This window comes from Wenzhouxiangella limi, from assembly GCF_010499265.1.
In the GTDB taxonomy this organism is placed as follows: Bacteria; Pseudomonadota; Gammaproteobacteria; order Xanthomonadales; family Wenzhouxiangellaceae; genus Wenzhouxiangella; species Wenzhouxiangella limi.
Map to the genome: position 1 here is coordinate 17,988 of NZ_JAAGSC010000036.1, position 17,303 is coordinate 35,290.

15 protein-coding genes, 1 tRNA gene and 1 pseudogene are annotated in these 17,303 nt (G+C 61.6%); 10 read left to right on the top strand and 7 right to left on the bottom strand.

Annotated features, from left to right (window positions below; genetic code table 11):
- Positions 1-66 precede the first annotated feature (66 nt).
- The 4 genes from polA (at position 67) to G3I74_RS04805 (ending at position 5,994) form a co-directional block, all read left to right on the top strand.
- Complete coding sequence (polA, locus tag G3I74_RS04790; protein WP_164210454.1) at positions 67-2,745, top strand: DNA polymerase I; 2,679 nt, start codon at positions 67-69, stop codon at positions 2,743-2,745.
- Between the two features lie 285 nt (positions 2,746-3,030).
- Positions 3,031-4,386, top strand: a complete 1,356-nt coding sequence (gene glmU / locus G3I74_RS04795) for a bifunctional UDP-N-acetylglucosamine diphosphorylase/glucosamine-1-phosphate N-acetyltransferase GlmU (protein ID WP_164210455.1) — start codon at positions 3,031-3,033, stop codon at positions 4,384-4,386.
- Positions 4,387-4,483: 97 nt separating this feature from the next.
- Entirely contained in the window at positions 4,484-4,846 is a 363-nt protein-coding gene (locus G3I74_RS04800; protein ID WP_164210456.1) for a DUF4870 domain-containing protein, read from the top strand.
- Positions 4,847-4,860: 14 nt separating this feature from the next.
- A complete protein-coding gene (locus G3I74_RS04805) occupies positions 4,861-5,994 on the top strand; it encodes an acyl-CoA desaturase (RefSeq protein ID WP_164210457.1) in 1,134 nt (377 codons plus the stop codon).
- 79 nt (positions 5,995-6,073) lie between these two features.
- Here the strand turns inward: G3I74_RS04805 and G3I74_RS04810 are convergent, their stop codons facing one another.
- Positions 6,074-6,877 (bottom strand): TatD family hydrolase, encoded by an 804-nt coding sequence (locus G3I74_RS04810; protein ID WP_164210458.1) that lies wholly within the window; start codon positions 6,875-6,877, stop codon positions 6,074-6,076.
- A 64-nt stretch (positions 6,878-6,941) separates the two neighbouring features.
- Between G3I74_RS04810 and G3I74_RS04815 the strand changes: the two genes are divergently transcribed.
- A tRNA-Thr gene (locus G3I74_RS04815) sits at positions 6,942-7,017 on the top strand.
- A gap of 715 nt (positions 7,018-7,732) precedes the next feature.
- On the opposite strand, the gene G3I74_RS04820 is transcribed toward G3I74_RS04815, so the two are convergent.
- From G3I74_RS04820 to parA, 5 genes are all read right to left on the bottom strand, one after another.
- Positions 7,733-9,709: an AAA family ATPase gene (locus G3I74_RS04820; protein ID WP_164210459.1), complete on the bottom strand. Its 1,977-nt coding sequence runs from the start codon at positions 9,707-9,709 to the stop codon at positions 7,733-7,735.
- Positions 9,710-9,790: 81 nt separating this feature from the next.
- Positions 9,791-10,018, bottom strand: a complete 228-nt coding sequence (locus tag G3I74_RS16080) for a helix-turn-helix transcriptional regulator (protein ID WP_164210460.1) — start codon at positions 10,016-10,018, stop codon at positions 9,791-9,793.
- A gap of 121 nt (positions 10,019-10,139) precedes the next feature.
- Entirely contained in the window at positions 10,140-10,922 is a 783-nt protein-coding gene (locus tag G3I74_RS04830) for a hypothetical protein (RefSeq protein ID WP_164210461.1), read from the bottom strand.
- Between the two features lie 32 nt (positions 10,923-10,954).
- On the bottom strand, positions 10,955-11,323 hold the full coding sequence (locus tag G3I74_RS04835) for a hypothetical protein (RefSeq protein ID WP_164210462.1): 369 nt from the start codon (positions 11,321-11,323) through the stop codon (positions 10,955-10,957).
- The gene (gene parA / locus G3I74_RS04840) at positions 11,320-12,033 is read right to left on the bottom strand and encodes a ParA family partition ATPase (RefSeq protein ID WP_338063061.1); all 714 of its coding nucleotides are present in this window, start codon (positions 12,031-12,033) and stop codon (positions 11,320-11,322) included. The genes G3I74_RS04835 and parA overlap by 4 nt, the downstream gene beginning before the upstream one ends.
- Positions 12,034-12,041: 8 nt before the next feature.
- Here parA and G3I74_RS04845 point away from each other — a divergent pair, with 8 nt between their 5' ends.
- On the top strand, positions 12,042-12,911 hold the full coding sequence (locus G3I74_RS04845; RefSeq protein WP_164210464.1) for a sce7726 family protein: 870 nt from the start codon (positions 12,042-12,044) through the stop codon (positions 12,909-12,911).
- 20 nt (positions 12,912-12,931) lie between these two features.
- Positions 12,932-13,636, top strand: coding sequence for a sce7725 family protein (locus G3I74_RS04850; RefSeq protein WP_239056597.1), 705 nt, complete (start codon positions 12,932-12,934; stop codon positions 13,634-13,636).
- A 4-nt stretch (positions 13,637-13,640) separates the two neighbouring features.
- On the opposite strand, the pseudogene G3I74_RS04855 reads toward G3I74_RS04850, so the two are convergent.
- Positions 13,641-13,841: pseudogene (locus G3I74_RS04855) on the bottom strand (transposase domain-containing protein); the annotation flags it as partial.
- 176 nt (positions 13,842-14,017) lie between these two features.
- Between G3I74_RS04855 and G3I74_RS04860 the strand changes: the two are divergent.
- Genes G3I74_RS04860 through G3I74_RS04870 form a run of 3 tightly spaced genes read left to right on the top strand, consistent with a single transcriptional unit; the run spans position 14,018 to position 17,219 of the window.
- A complete protein-coding gene (locus tag G3I74_RS04860) occupies positions 14,018-15,265 on the top strand; it encodes a tyrosine-type recombinase/integrase (protein WP_164209422.1) in 1,248 nt (415 codons plus the stop codon).
- On the top strand, positions 15,262-16,212 hold the full coding sequence (locus G3I74_RS04865) for a tyrosine-type recombinase/integrase (RefSeq protein ID WP_203594447.1): 951 nt from the start codon (positions 15,262-15,264) through the stop codon (positions 16,210-16,212). Before G3I74_RS04860 ends, G3I74_RS04865 begins: the two co-directional genes overlap by 4 nt.
- Positions 16,209-17,219 carry a tyrosine-type recombinase/integrase gene (locus G3I74_RS04870; protein WP_164209419.1) on the top strand — a complete coding sequence of 337 codons (1,011 nt, stop codon included), beginning with the start codon at positions 16,209-16,211 and terminating at the stop codon, positions 17,217-17,219. Before G3I74_RS04865 ends, G3I74_RS04870 begins: the two co-directional genes overlap by 4 nt.
- Positions 17,220-17,303: the final 84 nt, after the last annotated feature.

A 17,303-nucleotide genomic window follows, 5' to 3' on the forward strand; every position in this document is an offset into this window, starting at 1 on the left:
CTAGCAGAGTGCATCACCGATCCTTATGATGACAGGTCAAATCCCGCTGCGAACCTCACGCCTGCCATGTCCGAACGCGTAGATCTTTGCCTGATCGACGGCTCTTCTTACCTTTACCGCGCCTTCCACGCGCTGCCGAGCCTGACCAACGCCGACAGCCTGCCGACGGGCGCGATTTTCGGCGTGGCCAACATGATCCGGCGCCTGGTCGAGGAACATGGCCCGAAGCGCGTCGCGGTGGTCTTCGATGCGCCGGGCCGAAATTTCCGTCACGAACTGCTGGAGGCCTACAAGGCCAACCGACCGCCCATGCCCGAGGAGCTCAGGGCCCAGATCGAGCCGCTGCACGAGTTGATCGACGCCATGGGTATCCCGCGGGTGGTGGTGGCCGGTGTGGAAGCCGACGACGTCATCGCCAGCATGGTCAGGGAGGCCAAGCGACAGGGCATGAACGTGCTGATTTCATCCGGCGACAAGGACCTGGCCCAGCTGGTTGGTGACGGTGTGGTGCTGGAGGACAGCATGCAGGGCAAGCGCTACGATCCAGCCGCTGTGGTCGCGAAGTTCGGGGTCGAGCCGGCGCTGCTCGGTGATTTGCTGGCACTGACCGGCGATAGTTCCGACAACATCCCCGGCGTGGCCAAGGTCGGCCCCAAAACGGCGGCCAAATGGCTCATCCAGTACGGTGATCTGGACGGCCTGATCGAGCAGGCCGACTCGGTCGGCGGCAAGGTCGGCGACAACCTGCGCGCGGCGCTCGAGCAGTTGCCGCTGTCGCGCCAGCTGGTCGAACTCAAGTCCGATGTGGCCACCGGGGTCGAGCTCGATGAACTCGCCGAGCCCCGGCCCGATCGTGCCCGCATGGTCGAACTGCTGCGCCGCTTCGGCTTTTCCACCTGGCTGCGGCAGTATCAGGAAGACGATGCCGCCCAGAACCCATCCGAGCTTGAGGTCGAGACGGTCACCACCCGCGCCCAGCTCAAGGCGCTGATCGCGGCGGTTGATGCCGCCGAGCTGGTGGCCTTCGATACTGAAACCACCAGCCTCGAGCCGCTGGACGCCGACCTGGTCGGTTTTGCCTTCGCCACCGAGCCGGATCGGGGCTGGTACCTGCCGCTGGCCCACCTCGACCAGGACACCGAGTTCAGCGCTCAGGAAGCCATCGATGCCTGCAAACCCTGGCTGGAAGACCCGAAAAAAGCGAAAGTCGGCCAGCACCTGAAATACGATCTCAACGTGCTCAAGCGCGCCGGCATCGACCTGGCCGGGGTGGTGCATGACACCATGCTCGAATCTTACGTTTACCATTCAACCGCCACGCGCCACGACATGGACTCGCTGGCCGGGCGCTACCTGGGCCGCCAGACCACGACCTACGAGCAGGTCGCCGGCAAGGGCAGCAAGCAGCTCAGGTTTGACCAGGTCCCGCTGTTGGTCGCCTCGGCCTACGCCGGCGAGGACGCCGAGGTCACCCTGGCCCTGCACCGGCACCTGTGGCCGAAAATTGAATCCGAAGAGCGCCTGCAGTCGGTCTACGAGACCCTGGAGATACCGCTGATTCCGGTGCTGGCGCGCATGGAGCGCATCGGCGTGGCCCTCGACTGCGCGCAGCTGGCCGCCCAGAGTCGCGAAATCGAGGCCCAGCTCGATGAGCTGGTGGCCCAGGCGCATGCAGAGGCCGGCGGGTCGTTCAACCTGGGCTCGCCGAAACAGCTCCAGGTGATCCTGTTCGAGCAGCTTGCGCTGCCGGTGGTCCGCAAGACCCCGAAAGGCCAGCCGTCGACGGCCGAAGACGTGCTCCAGGAACTGGCGGTCGAGTACCCGCTGCCGCGCACCATCCTGCGCCATCGCAGCCTGGCCAAGCTCAAGAGCACCTACACCGACCGCCTGCCGGAGAAAGTGCACCCGGCTACCGGGCGGGTCCACACCCATTACCACCAGGCGGTCACGGCGACCGGCCGGCTGTCGTCGACCGACCCCAACCTGCAGAACATCCCGATCCGCACCCCCGAAGGTCGGCGCATCCGCAAGGCCTTCATCGCCCCGCCGGGCAACGTGTTGCTGGCGGCCGACTACTCGCAGATCGAGCTGCGCATCATGGCCCACCTGTCTGACGACGAGCGCCTGCTAGAAGCTTTCGCGGCCGGTGAGGATATCCACCGCGCAACCGCGGCCGAGGTTTTCGATTGCGCCATCGATGCGGTCTCCGGCGAGCAGCGGCGGGCGGCCAAGGCGATCAATTTCGGCCTGATGTACGGCATGAGCGGCTGGGGCCTGGCCCGGCAGCTGGAAATCGACCGGAAAGCGGCTGGCGAGTACATCGAACGGTATTTCGAGCGCTATCCCGGCGTGCGCGCCTACATGGACCGGATCCGCCAGGAAGCGCGCGAGCGCGGCTACGTCGAGACCCTGTTCGGCCGCCGCCTGTGGACAGACGAGATTCGCTCACGGAATGGACAGCGCCGCCAGGCGGCTGAGCGGGCGGCGATCAACGCGCCCATGCAGGGAACGGCGGCCGACATCATCAAGCGCGCCATGATCGACGTCGATGCCTGGATTCAGGCCGAACAGGCGCCGGCCCGGCTGGTTATGCAGGTCCACGATGAGCTCGTGCTTGAAGTCGAGCACGCCGCCCTTGAGCCCGTGCGCGAGGCGGTCGTGGCCCGGATGAGCCAGGCGGCGGAACTCAAGGTGCCGCTGCTGGTCGAGACAGGCACTGGTCCGGACTGGGAGAGCGCCCATTGAGTCCGGCTATGGACTCGATCGAAAAAACTCATGCAGTTTTTCTGTACTGCCCGGAACTTTCAACGGATGCGTCCAGTCTCAGTTCGTACCATGCGCATGGTGGGGTTCGTCTCCCTCCCTAGACGAACCCAGCTGGATTCGGTTTCAGTCCCCAAACCGGATCCGACTCAAGGCCCCGGGTCCTCCCTCACCCGGGGCCTTTCTTTATTCCACCACCAGCAAATTGCCGCAGTGACGCTGGCTATACTGGAGTGAAATCACGTTGAAGCAGGGGATGCCAAGGGCATGATCGAAGTCGTCATTCTCGCCGCCGGCGAGGGCAAACGCATGAACTCATCGGCACCAAAGGTGCTCCAGCCGGTGGGCGGGCAGCCGATGCTCTGCCACCTGACAGAAACTGCGCGGTCGCTGGGGCCAGATGCCATTCATGTGGTAGTGGGGGCCGGTGGTGATCAGGTCGAGGCCGCCCTGGCCGAGGAGGCTTGCCGCTTTGCGGTTCAGTCGGAGCGGCTTGGAACCGGACATGCGGCGCTGCAGGCACTGCCCCAGATCGATCCGGAGGCGCGTGTACTGATACTGCCGGGCGATATGCCGCTGATTCGGGCCGACACGCTCAAACACCTGCTCGACAGCCCGGCCGAGCTGGCCCTGTTGAGCTTTCTGGCCGAGGACCCGACCGGCTATGGTCGCGTACTGCGCGATGAATCCGGCCAGGTATGCGCGATCCGCGAACACAAGGACGCCAGCGAAGCCGAGCGCGCCGTCGGCGAGGTCAACAGCGGTGTCATTTGCGCCCGCGCCGCCGACTGGACGGACTGGCTGGCCCGGGTGGGCGCCGACAACGCCCAGGGCGAGTATTACCTGACCGACTGCATCGCCCTGGCGGTGGCCGACGGCCGCTCGGTCGAGGCCGTAGTGGCCGCCGACGCCGACGAACTGCTCGGCGCCAACGACCGCGCCCAGCTGGCGCAGCTGGAAGCGATTTTTCAGCAGCGAGCGCGCCGGTCGCTGATGGCCGCTGGTGTGACCCTGCTGGCGCCGGAGACGGTACAGATACGCGGCGTGGTCGAGTGTGGTCGCGACGTGGTGCTGGACGCCCAGGTGACGCTGGAAGGGCAGGTGCGCCTCGGCGAGGGCGTGACCATCGGTCAGGGTTGCGTGGTGCGCGACAGCGAACTGGCGCCCGGCAGCCGGCTTGAGCCTTACTGTGTCGTCGAGGGCGTTCGTAGCACGGGACCGTGCAGCGTCGGTCCGTTTGCCCGCCTGCGGCCCGGCACCCAACTGGCGGCAGGGGTCAAGATCGGCAATTTCGTCGAGGTCAAGAAGGCCCGCTTCGCGGCCGGCGCCAAGGCCAGCCATTTGAGCTACGTTGGCGATGCCCAGGTCGGTGAACGGGCTAACCTGGGCGCCGGCACCATTACCTGCAACTACGACGGCGCCAACAAGCACCACACCGAGATCGGCGCCGATGCCTTCATCGGCTCCAACAGCGCCCTGGTCGCCCCGGTCTCCATCGGCGCAGAGGCGACTATCGGCGCCGGCAGCGTCATCGGCAAGGATGCGCCGGCCGCCCAGCTGACCCTGACCCGCTCGCGCCAGCGCAGCATTGCCGACTGGCAGCGGCCGCGCAAGAAATCCTGATCGACCGAAGCGCGGCGCCGGGCTGAATTGGCGCCAGACGGCCTTGTACGTTATTCTGCATGTACGGAGCCTATTTAGGAAGTAAGAGGAGTCTGCTATGGATGAACTCGAAACCCCGATCCCCGACAAGGACACCACGACCTGGGCGCTGATCCTGCACCTGTCGGTGCTGTCGGGCCTGGTCGTGCCGATGGCCGGGCTGATCGTGCCGGTGGTGATCTACATTCTCAAGAAAGATCAGCTACCGGGCCTGATTCCGCACGCCCACGTGATTTTCAATTGGCTGATCAGCGTCATCATTTACGCCGTGATCAGCATGATCTTGCTGCTGGTCGGAATCGGCGCGCTGCTGCTGGGGGTGCTGGCCATCCTGAGCCTGGTCTTTCCCATCATCGGCGCGGTCAAGGCTTCGGAAGGCAAGGTCTGGGTCTACCCCCTGTCCATCAAATTCTTCAAATAAGGTTTTTAGTGAATATGTCGAATACCAAGCCGCCCCTGGTGGTCTCGAACGTGATCTTTTTCGTGGCGGTCAACCTGCTGGGCTTCGTCGCCGCACCCATTTACGGTCTGACGGTGGGCTTCAGCGGCTGGGCGTGGCTGGCGGCGGCAGTGATCTGGATCGCCAGCGGTCTGTCGATCACGGTCGGTTACCACCGCCTGTGGTCGCATCGCACCTTCCGCGCGGCCTGGCCGCTGCGGCTGGCGCTGGCGGTTTTCGGCACGTTCTCGCTGCAGAACTCCATCCTGATCTGGGCGGCGCGCCACCGCGTCCACCATCGCCACGTCGACGACGTCGAGCGCGATCCGCACTCCATCCTGTCCGGCTTCTGGCACGCCCACATGGGCTGGATGACCCGCCGCTGGAAGACCAGCGAAGTCAATTTGGATGAGGTGCCGGACCTGCAAAAAGACCCCATCGTGATGTGGCAGCACAAGCTTTACTGGCCGGCCGTGTGGATCCTCAACATCGGTGTCCCGGCCGCGCTGGGGTGGCTGACCGGCGACGTGCTCGGCATGATTTTGCTGGCCGGCGCCTTCCGGCTGGCCGTAAGCCAGCACTTTACCTTCTTTATCAACTCACTGGCCCATACCTGGGGCCGGCGCAACTACAGCCTCGACAACACCGCGCGCGACAACGGCTGGATCGCGCTGATGACCTGGGGCGAGGGCTATCACAACTTCCACCACGCCTTCCAGGCCGACTACCGCAACGGCCTGCGCTGGTGGCAGTTCGACCCCAGCAAGTGGCTGATCGCCGCCAGTGCCTGGCTGGGACTGGCCGCTGACCTGAAGCGCACGCCGTGGTTCAAGGTCCAGCGAGCGCGCCTGCAGATCCGCTTCCGGGAGCTGGAAGAACGACTGGCCAATGCCGATGCCGCGCCCACCTGGCGTGAGGTCTTCGACCGCGAACTGCATCAGTTCCGCGACACCGTCAGCCAGTGGCAGGCGGTGCAGGCCGAGCGCGTGCAGGTCGGCGCCGATGCGGTGCGCGATCGCTGGCGGCGCACCGAGTTCAGGACCCGCTACAAGGAACTGGAATACCGGCTGAAGATGCAGGCCCGGCGCCTGGCCGAGCTGCAGCGCAGCCTGCAGCCGGCCCCGGCCTGACCGGCCGATCGCACGGATCCGGCGAGACGCGCTTTCGTACAGGGTCGGCTCGACTGACCCGCCCGTGCGCGGGCCGCGGTTATCGAGACGGCGCGGCCGGCAGATTGAACAAGGCGCGCGCGCAGGCGCTGGTCTGAGCGGCCAGCTTCGGCGGTGAAACACCGCGACAGGCCGCCACCGTGCCGGCAATCCAGGCCAGCCACTGCGGTTCGTTGCGGTGGGTGCGCGCCTTGGGCCGGAGATTGCGCGGCTTGAGGTAGGGGGCATCTGTTTCGATCATCAGCCGGTCGGCCGGGATCTCGCCGACGAATTCCTTCAAATGGTGGCCGCGGCGCTCGTCGCAGATCCAGCCGGTGATGCCGATGTGGCAGTCAAGGGCCAGGTAGTCGAGCATGGCCTGACGCGTGTCGGTAAAGCAGTGAACAACGGCGCCGGACAGCTGCGGCCGGAACTCACGCAGAATCGCCAGGAAATCCGCGTGCGCGTCGCGCTGGTGCAGGAACACCGGCTTGGCGCAGGCCACGGCCAGCTCCAGCTGACGCTCGAAGGCCCGGCGCTGGGCCGGGCGCGGTGAGAAATCGCGGAAATAATCCAGCCCGCATTCGCCGACCGCGACCACGGTGTCGTCCTTATGCAGTTCGGCCAGCACCGATTCGGTCTCGGCGCTGTAGTCGCTGGCCAGGTGAGGGTGCACCCCGGCGGTGGCAAACAGCTCACCCGGCCGAGTCCGGGCCAGCTCCACGGCCTTCAGGCTGCCGTCTTCCGAGGCCCCGGTGACCACGATCTGGACTACGCCGGCCGCGCGCGCATCGGCCAGCACGCGTTCGCGATCCTCGTCGAAGGAGTCATGGGCCAGGTTGCAGCCGATATCGATCAGTTCCATGGCGCGGCATTGTACGGTGCCGGTGCTGAAGACGCTGGATGCTGAGCTATAATCGCGCCCTGATGCCGGCTTAGCTCAGTTGGTAGAGCATCTGATTTGTAATCAGAGGGTCGGGAGTTCGAATCTCTCAGCCGGCACCAATAAAAAATCTATTAAAAACTTATAGTTACAGAAATAATTCCCTGACTGCACATCATTCATTTGGGGCCTTTTTGCCGATTTTGGTCTATTGCTGGTCTAGTTGGCGGGCTTGTTCCTCTCCGCAAGTCTATATTCCCGCAAACTCGGCGTCGGCAGCAGCGACTGCTTCGTAGTGCGCAGCCACCAAGGGCTTCAGCAGCGATGCCAGCGCCGTTTTGACTCAGCAGCCCCTTCTGGTTCGAGTTCGCTTGGACGAATCCACCGCCCTGGTAGAAAAGGGGCAGCGCTCCGAGGGTTGGTACGAAAAAGAGACGGTTGCCCGACCGGGGGCTTACGTTGGCGTTGGCAGTAGGGGGTGGCCGGACAACCGCCGTTGAAATCGTAGCATGAAGGGCTAAGGTGCTCCGAACGACCCGCCGGTCGGGCTGGGTTCCAAATGCGAGCAGCTGAAGTGGTATTGGCAAATACCGACGGACTCAAGGTCATTTTGCCGGGATATGAAGTTGGCAGGCGCCAGCGGATCAACGCTCAGACCGTTGCAGGCTTCGCGGGCCAGCTGCGGCGGATCGGCTCGGGGCTGTCCGTGCCATGCGCGCCATGTATGCCAGTGTCCTTCGGTTGGCACGCATGGCGCGCATGGGCCTTATGGTCGCCCTGAAAGCCTTTATTTGCAGCATGTGCGCCACGGACTCCATGTATGCCAGGCTTTTGGGGCTAGGGTTTTGTGGCACGCAAGTCCCAGAAGTACGTTGCGCCTTTGCCGAAACCTTCGCGCTTGGTTTCGACTCCGGCCACCTTGCGCGCACGCTGTACGGTTCGCCATGCGAAGCCGGCCGATTTGGCGGCTTTCTGAACTTCGCCGGCCGTCATCCGGCCATCCCAAAGAAGATCGCGCAACCAGTCTGCCGCCTCGTGTCGTTCAGTTCGCTCCTCGCTGTCCGGCTGCAATGCTTCGCTGGCGTCAACCTCTACCATGTCCGGTTCCCACTCAATGACGGCCATTTCTCCGACGCTGGTCTGCTTGGTGTTGATTCGATAGGCCAGCCCGCCTATGTCTGGAGCGATATTGGAGCCGCTCGGCAGAAGTAACCGGCGTGTATCGTCATCCTGGTCTTTCACAACTAGCCAGCACCCTCGGGCCGTGGCAGTGAATGCCAGGCTGCCGGAGACTCTATACAGAGCATTGGTGCTGCCGCCTTTGTTGAGGTGACTGACTGCAATCACCGCTACGCCGTGTTTGCCGGCTAGTTTTGAAAGTGGTGCGAGTAACTCCCTGACGTCGCTGTTCGTGTGCGAATTTGTGCCGCCCAGGTAGGCTGTCACCGGGTCGATGATGACCGCCACCACATCGCCAAGATCGTGCAGTTCATCATCCAGCCTTTGGATATCCCGTTTCAGGTTGAACATGCGTTCCCGAATCTCTAGTGTTTCCGGATCGGCATCGGCCACCGTCTCGAGGATATGAACTCGGGAGATATCAGCTCGTGCCGCTTCCAGCCTGGGCCGGATGGTGTCGGCCGCGTCATCTTCGGCACTCGCGAATATCACACTGCCCCGCGGCGGCGTCGTGCCATCAACTGGCCATGAGTGTCCGGCCGTAATGCGCGCTGTCAGGTCGGCGGTCAGCAGGGATTTACCCAGCTTAGGGTCTCCAGCGATCAGGGTCAGCTTTCCCCTCGCTATCCGGTTTGGCCATAGCCAACGGATCGGTTCGGGCATGATTTCCTCCAGAGGCCGGGTCATCCGGACCCGTTTTGAGACCGCCCAACGTGCTTGCTCGATTGCCTTGGCTACTGCCTCCAATCCCTGGGCTTTAGCCAGATCATTAAAGTCGCCGGGCTGGCCTGGCTCGGCAATCTTTCCGGCCACCGACTGAGCCGCCTCGGTCGCCTTCGCAATGCCTGGGTTACCGTCCGTGCTTCGGTCATCATCGGCCGCAATAATGATTTGCACCTCTGGCAGCGTCTTGAGGATCGCCTGGGCTACTGAGCGAAGATTGCCGGCATTGAATGCCACTGCCACCGCGTGTCCAGTCGCCTCATGAATGCTGGCCGCTGTTGCAAACCCCTCGGCAACAATAATCAATTCATCAGGTTGCCCAATGAGGTAGAAATTGCCATTGATCGCACCGCCTGTCTCAAAGCGCTTGCTTCCTAATTTGTCGATCCGCTGCAGCGAACGGATATCCCCCGCCGCGTTGCGGGCCGGAATCACCAACCTGCCGCGTTCGATGCGCGCGCCGTGTGGTTGGATTCCTTTGGTCACCAAATATGGGTGATCGGGCGAGGCTGGTTCTGCCGTGTTCCAAACCCGGATCGATTCCTTGGCGGCCGCTGCCCTCGCTTTTTGCCGCTGTCGTTCGGATTCCTGTCGGGCCTTGTGAATCTTGGCAACCCACTCCCGGCGTTCGGCTTCATCGGCCGGCTTGCGGGCCTGCCATTTCTCCCAAAGCCCGGTCGACCAATCACCAAATGCGCCACCTATACCGTCATCGAACAACAGGCACCAGCCGGCGTCATTGCCGGCACTTTTGTTAGCGCCTGGGAATCGGTGAAAGCGGCCGGGTTCTATATAATCAGGCGGAATCAATCCGGCCGATTGGATCGCCGCGCGAAATCCTGTGAAGGATCTGTCCCCCTCAATAGGAGGCTTGCGTATTGAAGCGGAAGTGCTACACTTTGAGGTCATCATAGGCTTTCCTGCGTAAAGTCTTGAGTTGCGGCTTCGCCCTTGCCCGGCGAGGCCGCTCTTTTATGGGGCTATACCCTCGGGCTATGTCGGATCTACCTCGCTGAGGTTCTCTACGAACGCCCTAATGTCTTCAACTCGCCATGCGCTAGCGCGAGGCCCTAACTTGATCGGCGGAGGGGCAATGCCTTGCCGAATCCACGAGTACCATGTCGCGCGACTAACGGGCACTGGCCCGGTACCTGGTGGCGTTCCGATGATCCCGCTGAGGCGTACAAAGCCGTTAGACGGGAATGGTTCATAGGTTTGCATGAGCGTCTCCTTGAGCACGATGGGGTGTACCGTAGAGACTAGGGGTGGCTAGCAGAGACTAAACCCGACTACTAGACCAAAGTTTCTTGGCTTTATGGGTTGACCGGCAGCGCAAATTGTGCTAAAGGCTCTTAAGGGCGTCCTCGATTTGATCCGGACCCCAGTCCTCTGGAGTTTCAAGCTTTTGGAAATCCGCGACTGCCATAATGGAGAATTCGATGATTCGAAATACAAAGGACTTCTTCGCGGGCTTGAAAAAGGGTGATCTCCGGATAGTATTTGCTAATCGTCTGGTCGCATAGCGGCACCATAACGGATACTTGCGGCGCGCCGGCGGAGCCCGTAGGTGGTGACTGTGTTCGGCTATGTACGATTCTAGCTTCTCAAGAAAGCTATCCCTCCCCGCCACGCTAGGTGTGAGGCCGTTTTGACTAAGAGATCTCAGTCCCGACTCCACCTGCCCGGAAATTTCCCAGAGTTCCAAGTCCGAAGGGTTCGTCCAGTCGAGGTGTCTGGTCCATGTATTTACTGACATTAGCCGATGAATCGACATCGGCGTCGCGAGTTCAGGGAACGTCGCGGTAATCTCTCTAGACAATTTTTTGAGGTCTCGTTGGATCTTGTTGGCGGTAGTCCTCAGTTCATCGGTGGTCATCGGGTTTTCCGTATCCCCCCATCCGACGAGATAGCGCGATTCGACCAACCAGTTTCTGAGTATCAAAAAATGGGCGATTGAATCTGGTGCCTGATGTTCCCTATTTATTTTCTCTAGGGCCAACCAGTCCTCTGGCTGCATGTGGCCGCGCAAGCACTCGGAGGCTTCCGCCAGGTCGGGGATTTGCAACTGAAGGATTCTTTGTTCTTCCTTATACGCCAGTCGCGCGAGCCGGTGAATGTTTGACATCTATCACGCTACTTTGTCATAGGTTGAGGCTTTCATTCGGATTTTCGTCCCGGTTTGAGAATCACGACTTGGCTTATGGCCTCAGCTAAATCCGCACTATCCATCCTCGTCAGGGCAATCAGTCCCGCGCGAAGTACCTCAGATTTGTTTCGAGCAAGGGCATGTTCTCGGATAAGTCGCTGACGGATTTCCTCGATGAGTGCGTAATCCTCTTCTGGCATTGAAAAATTGTCCCGAACCACTTTCTTCGCCGGCGCGTTTTTGCGCCGTGTGTTTTCCTTTTCGCGATTGCCCAAGGCGATATCAGCCTTGGAAAAGCGTTCCTGGACGGCATCCCGCTCCTCGGCCAGCGTCTTATCGATCCGATCCCGGAATCGGCTTTTTTTCCCTTCAGTGCTCATTCCAGCTCCGCCATAACCCGGTCGCACAACGCCTCAATTTCGGAAATCGCCGATTTGGCGCGCTTCCCCAGGCCTTGGATTGTGTTTCCCTCAATAGCGGCCTCACGGTAAGCGGTTCGGTGGCCCAGGCTCGTTTCGGTGACGCCGAGCCCGAATTCCGCCAGTGCCTCGACTGACTCTCTACCCAGAACCGTGTGCGTAACCATATTCGGTACCAGGAAGGCCCGAAGTGACTCATTGACCACCCGAGCTCCCTCGATGATCGCCAGGATCCCTTGGGCGGACCACAAGTCCGCGGGCGAGGGGATGACCGGGACAAGGACTAGGTCTGACACAAGCAGCGCGCTTTGGGGCGCGGAGGACTCCATCGCCGGAGGGGTGTCGATCAGCACGTAGTCATAGTCGTTCAAGAATTTCCTTACCTCCCGGTGCAATTTAGCGCCCGCAGCGGCCAGTCCGGTTACTGCGACCGGGAAGGGCTGACCCTCGTCTGCTGCGCACGCCCAGCGAGACGCAGTGGCCTGCAGATCGGCATCCACCACGAGGACCTTATGTCCTCGCAGACCTAGAGTGCCGGCTACCCCCATCGTGACGGTGGTTTTACCGGCGCCACCCTTCTGATTCGCAATTGTAACGATTGAGCACATATGTATCTTCCATATCGAAAGTAAAGCAAGTATTATAAGTATCGTAGATACGATAGAGAGCATATGCAACGATGAAAGCAGATCGGCGGGGAGAAATTGCGAGGGCGACTTTATTGCCGGTCTTCAGTCCGAAGGTGCTTCTGGAGCAGGCTGCTGAAGGAAATGCCGGGAAGCTTATGGCTGGCCGTCGGGCCTTGGAGCAATACGGCCTGATCTGCGAGAAGGCAAGCATGCATGATGTTTTCGAGCGAGCCTACTCAGTGCTGCTGGAGTCTTATCCGGCGGAATACCTGCTTCTCAATGAATCTTTGGGCCAGTGGTTGCGCGAAGCCGGCAGCGGGCAGAAGGTCGCGGTCTACCGAGAATTTCCGGTCGGCAACTGCAAGGCGGATATGGCCATCTTCCTTGCAGACCAGTCAGTTGGGTTTGAGGCCAAATCCCGATATGACAGGCTGGACCGTCTAAAGGACCAACTGCGCGCTTATCAGAAGGTTTTTACGCGCAGCTATGTAGTGACTGACGATACTTTGGTTTCGAGCGTGCTAAACGAGTCACCGCGTGAAGTCGGCGTCTGGTCAGTTTCCTCGGTGGGGATCAGGGAAATCCGTCCTGCGAAAGAGGCAGCTGACCTGATTTGCCAAATCCAGCTTTTTCGCCTACTCCGCAAACCGGAGTATCTGGACCTGATCAGGACAGAGTTCGGTGCCTCGCCCACCCTGCCTAACACGCAGATCTATCGAGCCTGCCTGAAACTGTTCCAGAAGATCGAACCAGCTAGAGCTCAGTCGCTCGTTTCAGATCTCCTGGTGCGACGCCAATGCCGCCCTCTGCCAGCAAATGATCTGGCATGGCAAATCCCGCGCAGCCTGCGACTGCTGGCATTCGCTGGCAATTTCACTCAATCCGAGCTGGAGGTCGTATGCCGAGTCTTGAACGGATAGGGCATAGTGGGCTGACTTACATGCCCTTCCTATATGCGCGGGGTAGCGAGCTTCGATTGCTGCAGCTGATAGCTCCTCTGATCCAGCGGGCCCCTGTGGTGCCTGTGGTCGAGCTGGCATCCGGGCCCGGTAATCGACTCGGCGCACTGATTGACTATTACAGTCTGTTGCGAATCCCTATGGGTCTCGTTGTCAACAGAGTCGCTGGACGGAAGTCGCTCTGCTCGCAGGGCATGCTCGACAAATTCCCAGAGATGTCGAGTCGGGCATCGGCTCTGTTTCCCGTATTCAGGCTGAGCATGGGGCTTCAAGACTTGACCAACTTTCCTGAAACTCTTTCGGTGATCGAGAATGAGCCGGGTCAGAGCTTGTCTTTGGTTGGGCGGGGTGACGGAACGCTCGGATACCGAATCGACGAGCACCAAGCTTATGAGGTGGGACGGCCAAGGGCCCCAGGGTCTGCGATTCTCCTCCGGGACGGGTTCAACCGTCGCGACCGAAATGCCGACTACCCGTTTGATGAGTCTTTTGATTCAGGCCCGGGTAGGCTGAATTTGAATGGCTATTCTGGTTGGGGGGACTACACCATCACCGGCGGCGAGTGCTTGGAAGGTGGCGGGGCGCCAGCCACGGTCGCGATCCATCTGACCTACTGGGCGCCCGAAGACGGGCTTCGGGTCCGTCATTACCTATCAGATACGGTGGACGGCACCCAAGATACGTAAGCGCTTAAGCACCCCCACCCTTGATCGCACCGGGCAGTAATGCGTCAATATCGTCGACGGTTTCAGCCAGCGGCAGTTCTTTGAAAACTCGGCGCAGGTAGGCATAGGGCTCGAGCCCGTGGCCCTTGGCGGTTTCGATCAGGCTGTAGAGGTTGGCGCTGGCACGGGCACCGGCCTGGGTTTGGGAGAACAGCCAGTTTTTGCGATTATGCCAACCTTTGCATAACAGAAATTATGCGCAGTGCCCGGTTATGCGAAGTCCACGGCGATCATCGGCTCGCCGGCGGCAGCCTGCCTACTCGCAACGCCATCGTTCCCGTTCTCGACTTTACATAAGCGTGCAGGCCTACTGCTCTGTCACCCTCAACGACAGGACAGCTTATGAACCGCTCCATCACGCCTCTCCGCCCGGATCTGACCCGATCGCTGCGAAACGGCCCGCTTGCCGGATGCGAGGCACCTTATAGAAAGTGGCTTGACGAACGCGGCTATGCCACCAGCACGTCGCGCGCGTACATCCTCTGCCTCACGCACTTCGCCAGGTGGGCGAGCGACCTGGGGGTCACGTGCGAGACCCTGTCTTGCTCGACTATTGCTCGCTTTATCGACGAGCACCTTCCTTGTTGTGACTGCCCACGCCCCGTACAGCGCAGTCGAGCGCAGGTTCGGGCGGCGCTGCGTCAGCTACAGCCGGCATTGGCGGCTGCAGGTATCACCTTTGTTGAGGCAGATCCCAATGCGGTAGAGCGCGAACTTGAGCGCTACGACGCCTTCCTGCGTGATCGTCGAGGCTTGGCCGCCAGCACACGATTGCATCGTCGGAAGATAATCCGGGACTTGCTCCAGCTCACAGCCGGTACAGGTGGCAGTTCGGCATGGCAAGAGGCGAGCCGACTGCGTCGGTTCGTGGCCGAGCGCGCTGATCGATGGTCGCCTGCGAGCCTGGGCACATTGACTGGCGCGCTGCGTAGCTACCTGCGCTACCGCGGATTGCTTGGGGACGATGTTGTCGCACTACTTCCGGTAATCGTATCCCCCGCGCAGTGGCGGTTATCCGCCTTGCCGGAGACACTTTCCGCCGACGAGGTCGAGAGCGTTCTCACATCGTTCGGCCCCTCGTTGCCGTCGTGGCGTCGCGGCCTAGCCATCGCACAATGTGTTGCCAGGCTCGGCCTGCGATCGGCCGAAGTGGTCGCTCTCGAGCTCGAAGATCTGGACTGGGACATCGGCACGATCCGCCTTCGTCACTGCAAGTCCCGGCGTGTCGATAGGTTGCCCATGCCAGTTCCTGTGGGCGAGGCGGTGATGAACTACCTCCGACACGAACGGCCGTCGTGCAAGAGTCGGAAGGTGTTTGTACGCCATGTTGCACCCGTGGAGAAACCGCTGCTGCCAGGGGTCGTCAAGAGCACTCTCCTCGCGGCATACACGCGCTGCGGGCTGCCCTACACACGCATACACATCCTCCGCCATAGCCTGGCAGCTCGTGTGCTCGCTGGTGGTGGCACACTCAAGGAAGTCGCAGACCTCCTACGGCATCGACACCTCGACACGACGCAGATCTATGCCAAAGTCGATTCAGGGCGGCTTGATGCTGTGGCGATGCCCTGGCCTGGGAGCGGCACGTGATCGCGGCTGGCGCCGTCGGGCGCGCGGTAGAGGACTATCTGTCTGAGCGGCAACGCCTCGGCTATCGGATGCACGACAGCGAGTTGCGCCGCTTCGCACGCTACGCAGACCAGCGCAACCACGCGGGGCCTCTCGACGCTGAGCTCCAGATCACTTGGGCGCGGCTGCATGTTCTGCGGACGACCGCCGGCACGGGAACACGACGTCTCGAGACATTGCGCCCGTTTGTGCGCTATTACCGGCAGTTCGAACCCGATTCTGTTGAAGTCGATCCGTGCCTCCTCGGACCGAAGCGCGGGCGGCTGACACCGCACATCTACACAACCGATGAGATCGACGCGCTGGTACGTGCCGCTGCCCGATTGAAGCCGTCGGACGCGCTGCGCCCGGCGACCTACGCAACGCTGCTCGGCCTTCTCGCGGCCACTGGCATGCGACGCTCAGAGGCGCTGAACTTACGCGACACAGACATCGATCCCGATGGCAGACGGCTAACAATCCGACTGACGAAGTTCCGCAAACATCGTCAGATACCACTTCATCCGAGCACGGCCGCGGCGCTGTTAGCTTATCGGCGAGAACGTGATCAGCAGTGGCCCCTTGCGCCGGAACGGTCGTTCTTCGTCGGCCGTGACGGCATGGCGGTGAACGCCAGCACACTCGCCGCTGTCTTCGTCAACCTTCGGCGCTCTCTCGGTTGGCGCGCACGAGGAGACTATGCCCAGCCCCGCCTCCACGATCTACGCCATACGTTTGCCGTGCACCGGCTATTGCGTTGGCATGAGGAAAATTTGCCGGTCGACCAGGGCATGTTGTGGCTGTGCACCTACCTCGGCCACGCGAAGATCAGCGACACATACTGGTACCTGACCGGCGTACCGGAACTCATGGCGACCGCAGGGCGCGCGTTCGAGGCGTTCACCCGTGATGCGGAGCAGCGCTCATGAGCACTGTCATTCCCCCCGGCCCCACGTTCCAGGCGCTAGTACAGACGTTCTTCACCAGCTACCTCATCGACCAGCGCGCAGTCAGCCCGCGCACCGTTACGACGTACCGCGACGCGTTCACCTTGCTGCTGGAGCATGCCGAGCGCACGCTCGGCAAGGCACCAGCCTCACTCGCGCTCGCCGATATTGATGAGACTTTGATCTTGAGCTTTCTGGACGATTTGGAGACGCGCCGCGGCAACGCGGTGCGCACGAGAAACGCTCGGCTTGCCGCGATCCGCTCGTTTCTGCAGTTCGCTACACATCGCGATGTGGCAAACCTGGCGACGATGACAGCGGCACTGTCGGTCCCAATGAAGCGCTTCGAGCGCCCGATCGTCGGCTTCCTCTCCCGCGAACAGATGTTCGCCGTGCTGGATCTGCCCGGTAAGGACTGGCTCGCGACGCGGGACCGTCTGCTGTTGCATCTGTTGTACAACTCCGGCGCGCGAGTCTCCGAACTGGTCTCGATACGCGTCGACGACATTGTCACTGATGACGGGGCGTGCGTACGCTTACTCGGTAAGGGACGCAAACGGCGTACAGTGCCATTGTGGAAGAATACCGCGAAGCGCGTACGTGCCTGGCTAGCGCTCGAGGGCGCGCCAACCGGCGAAGGGCCGCTACTGCCGACCCGTCAGGGCGCCTTTATGACGCGAGCGAACGCCGCGCAGCGACTCGCCATCGCGGTGAAGCACGCAACTGAGCGCCGCCCGGAACTTGCGATGCTCACTATTTCTCCGCACACGATCCGGCACACGACAGCGATGCACTTGCTGCAGTCCGGCGTGGACATCAGTGTTATCGCGCTCTGGCTCGGCCACGAGAGCCCTGCGACAACCCACCACTACGTCGAGGCCGATCTCGCCATGAAGGAGAGGGCGCTCGCGCGGCTTGAGGCACCGGAACACCCATCGTATCGGTACCGGCCGCCAGACAGCCTTATTGGCTTCCTTCGGGCGCTGTGATTATGTCAAGTGGAATCGCCTGTTCATCGAGCTATGAGGTAGTCGGGATCCGGTACTTCGCATAACCGGGCACTGCGCATAATT

Excerpts from the sequence above, each read along its gene's own strand:
- polA (WP_164210454.1), top strand. The coding sequence starts at position 67 with ATGTCCGAACGCGTAGATCTTTGCCTGATCGACGGCTCTTCTTACCTT.
- glmU (WP_164210455.1), top strand. The coding sequence starts at position 3,031 with ATGATCGAAGTCGTCATTCTCGCCGCCGGCGAGGGCAAACGCATGAAC.
- G3I74_RS04800 (WP_164210456.1), top strand. The coding sequence starts at position 4,484 with ATGGATGAACTCGAAACCCCGATCCCCGACAAGGACACCACGACCTGG.
- G3I74_RS04805 (WP_164210457.1), top strand. The coding sequence starts at position 4,861 with ATGTCGAATACCAAGCCGCCCCTGGTGGTCTCGAACGTGATCTTTTTC.
- G3I74_RS04810 (WP_164210458.1), bottom strand. The coding sequence starts at position 6,877 with ATGGAACTGATCGATATCGGCTGCAACCTGGCCCATGACTCCTTCGAC.
- G3I74_RS04820 (WP_164210459.1), bottom strand. The coding sequence starts at position 9,709 with ATGATGACCTCAAAGTGTAGCACTTCCGCTTCAATACGCAAGCCTCCT.
- G3I74_RS16080 (WP_164210460.1), bottom strand. The coding sequence starts at position 10,018 with ATGCAAACCTATGAACCATTCCCGTCTAACGGCTTTGTACGCCTCAGC.
- G3I74_RS04830 (WP_164210461.1), bottom strand. The coding sequence starts at position 10,922 with ATGTCAAACATTCACCGGCTCGCGCGACTGGCGTATAAGGAAGAACAA.
- G3I74_RS04835 (WP_164210462.1), bottom strand. The coding sequence starts at position 11,323 with ATGAGCACTGAAGGGAAAAAAAGCCGATTCCGGGATCGGATCGATAAG.
- parA (WP_338063061.1), bottom strand. The coding sequence starts at position 12,033 with ATGCTCTCTATCGTATCTACGATACTTATAATACTTGCTTTACTTTCG.
- G3I74_RS04845 (WP_164210464.1), top strand. The coding sequence starts at position 12,042 with ATGAAAGCAGATCGGCGGGGAGAAATTGCGAGGGCGACTTTATTGCCG.
- G3I74_RS04850 (WP_239056597.1), top strand. The coding sequence starts at position 12,932 with ATGCCCTTCCTATATGCGCGGGGTAGCGAGCTTCGATTGCTGCAGCTG.
- G3I74_RS04860 (WP_164209422.1), top strand. The coding sequence starts at position 14,018 with ATGAACCGCTCCATCACGCCTCTCCGCCCGGATCTGACCCGATCGCTG.
- G3I74_RS04870 (WP_164209419.1), top strand. The coding sequence starts at position 16,209 with ATGAGCACTGTCATTCCCCCCGGCCCCACGTTCCAGGCGCTAGTACAG.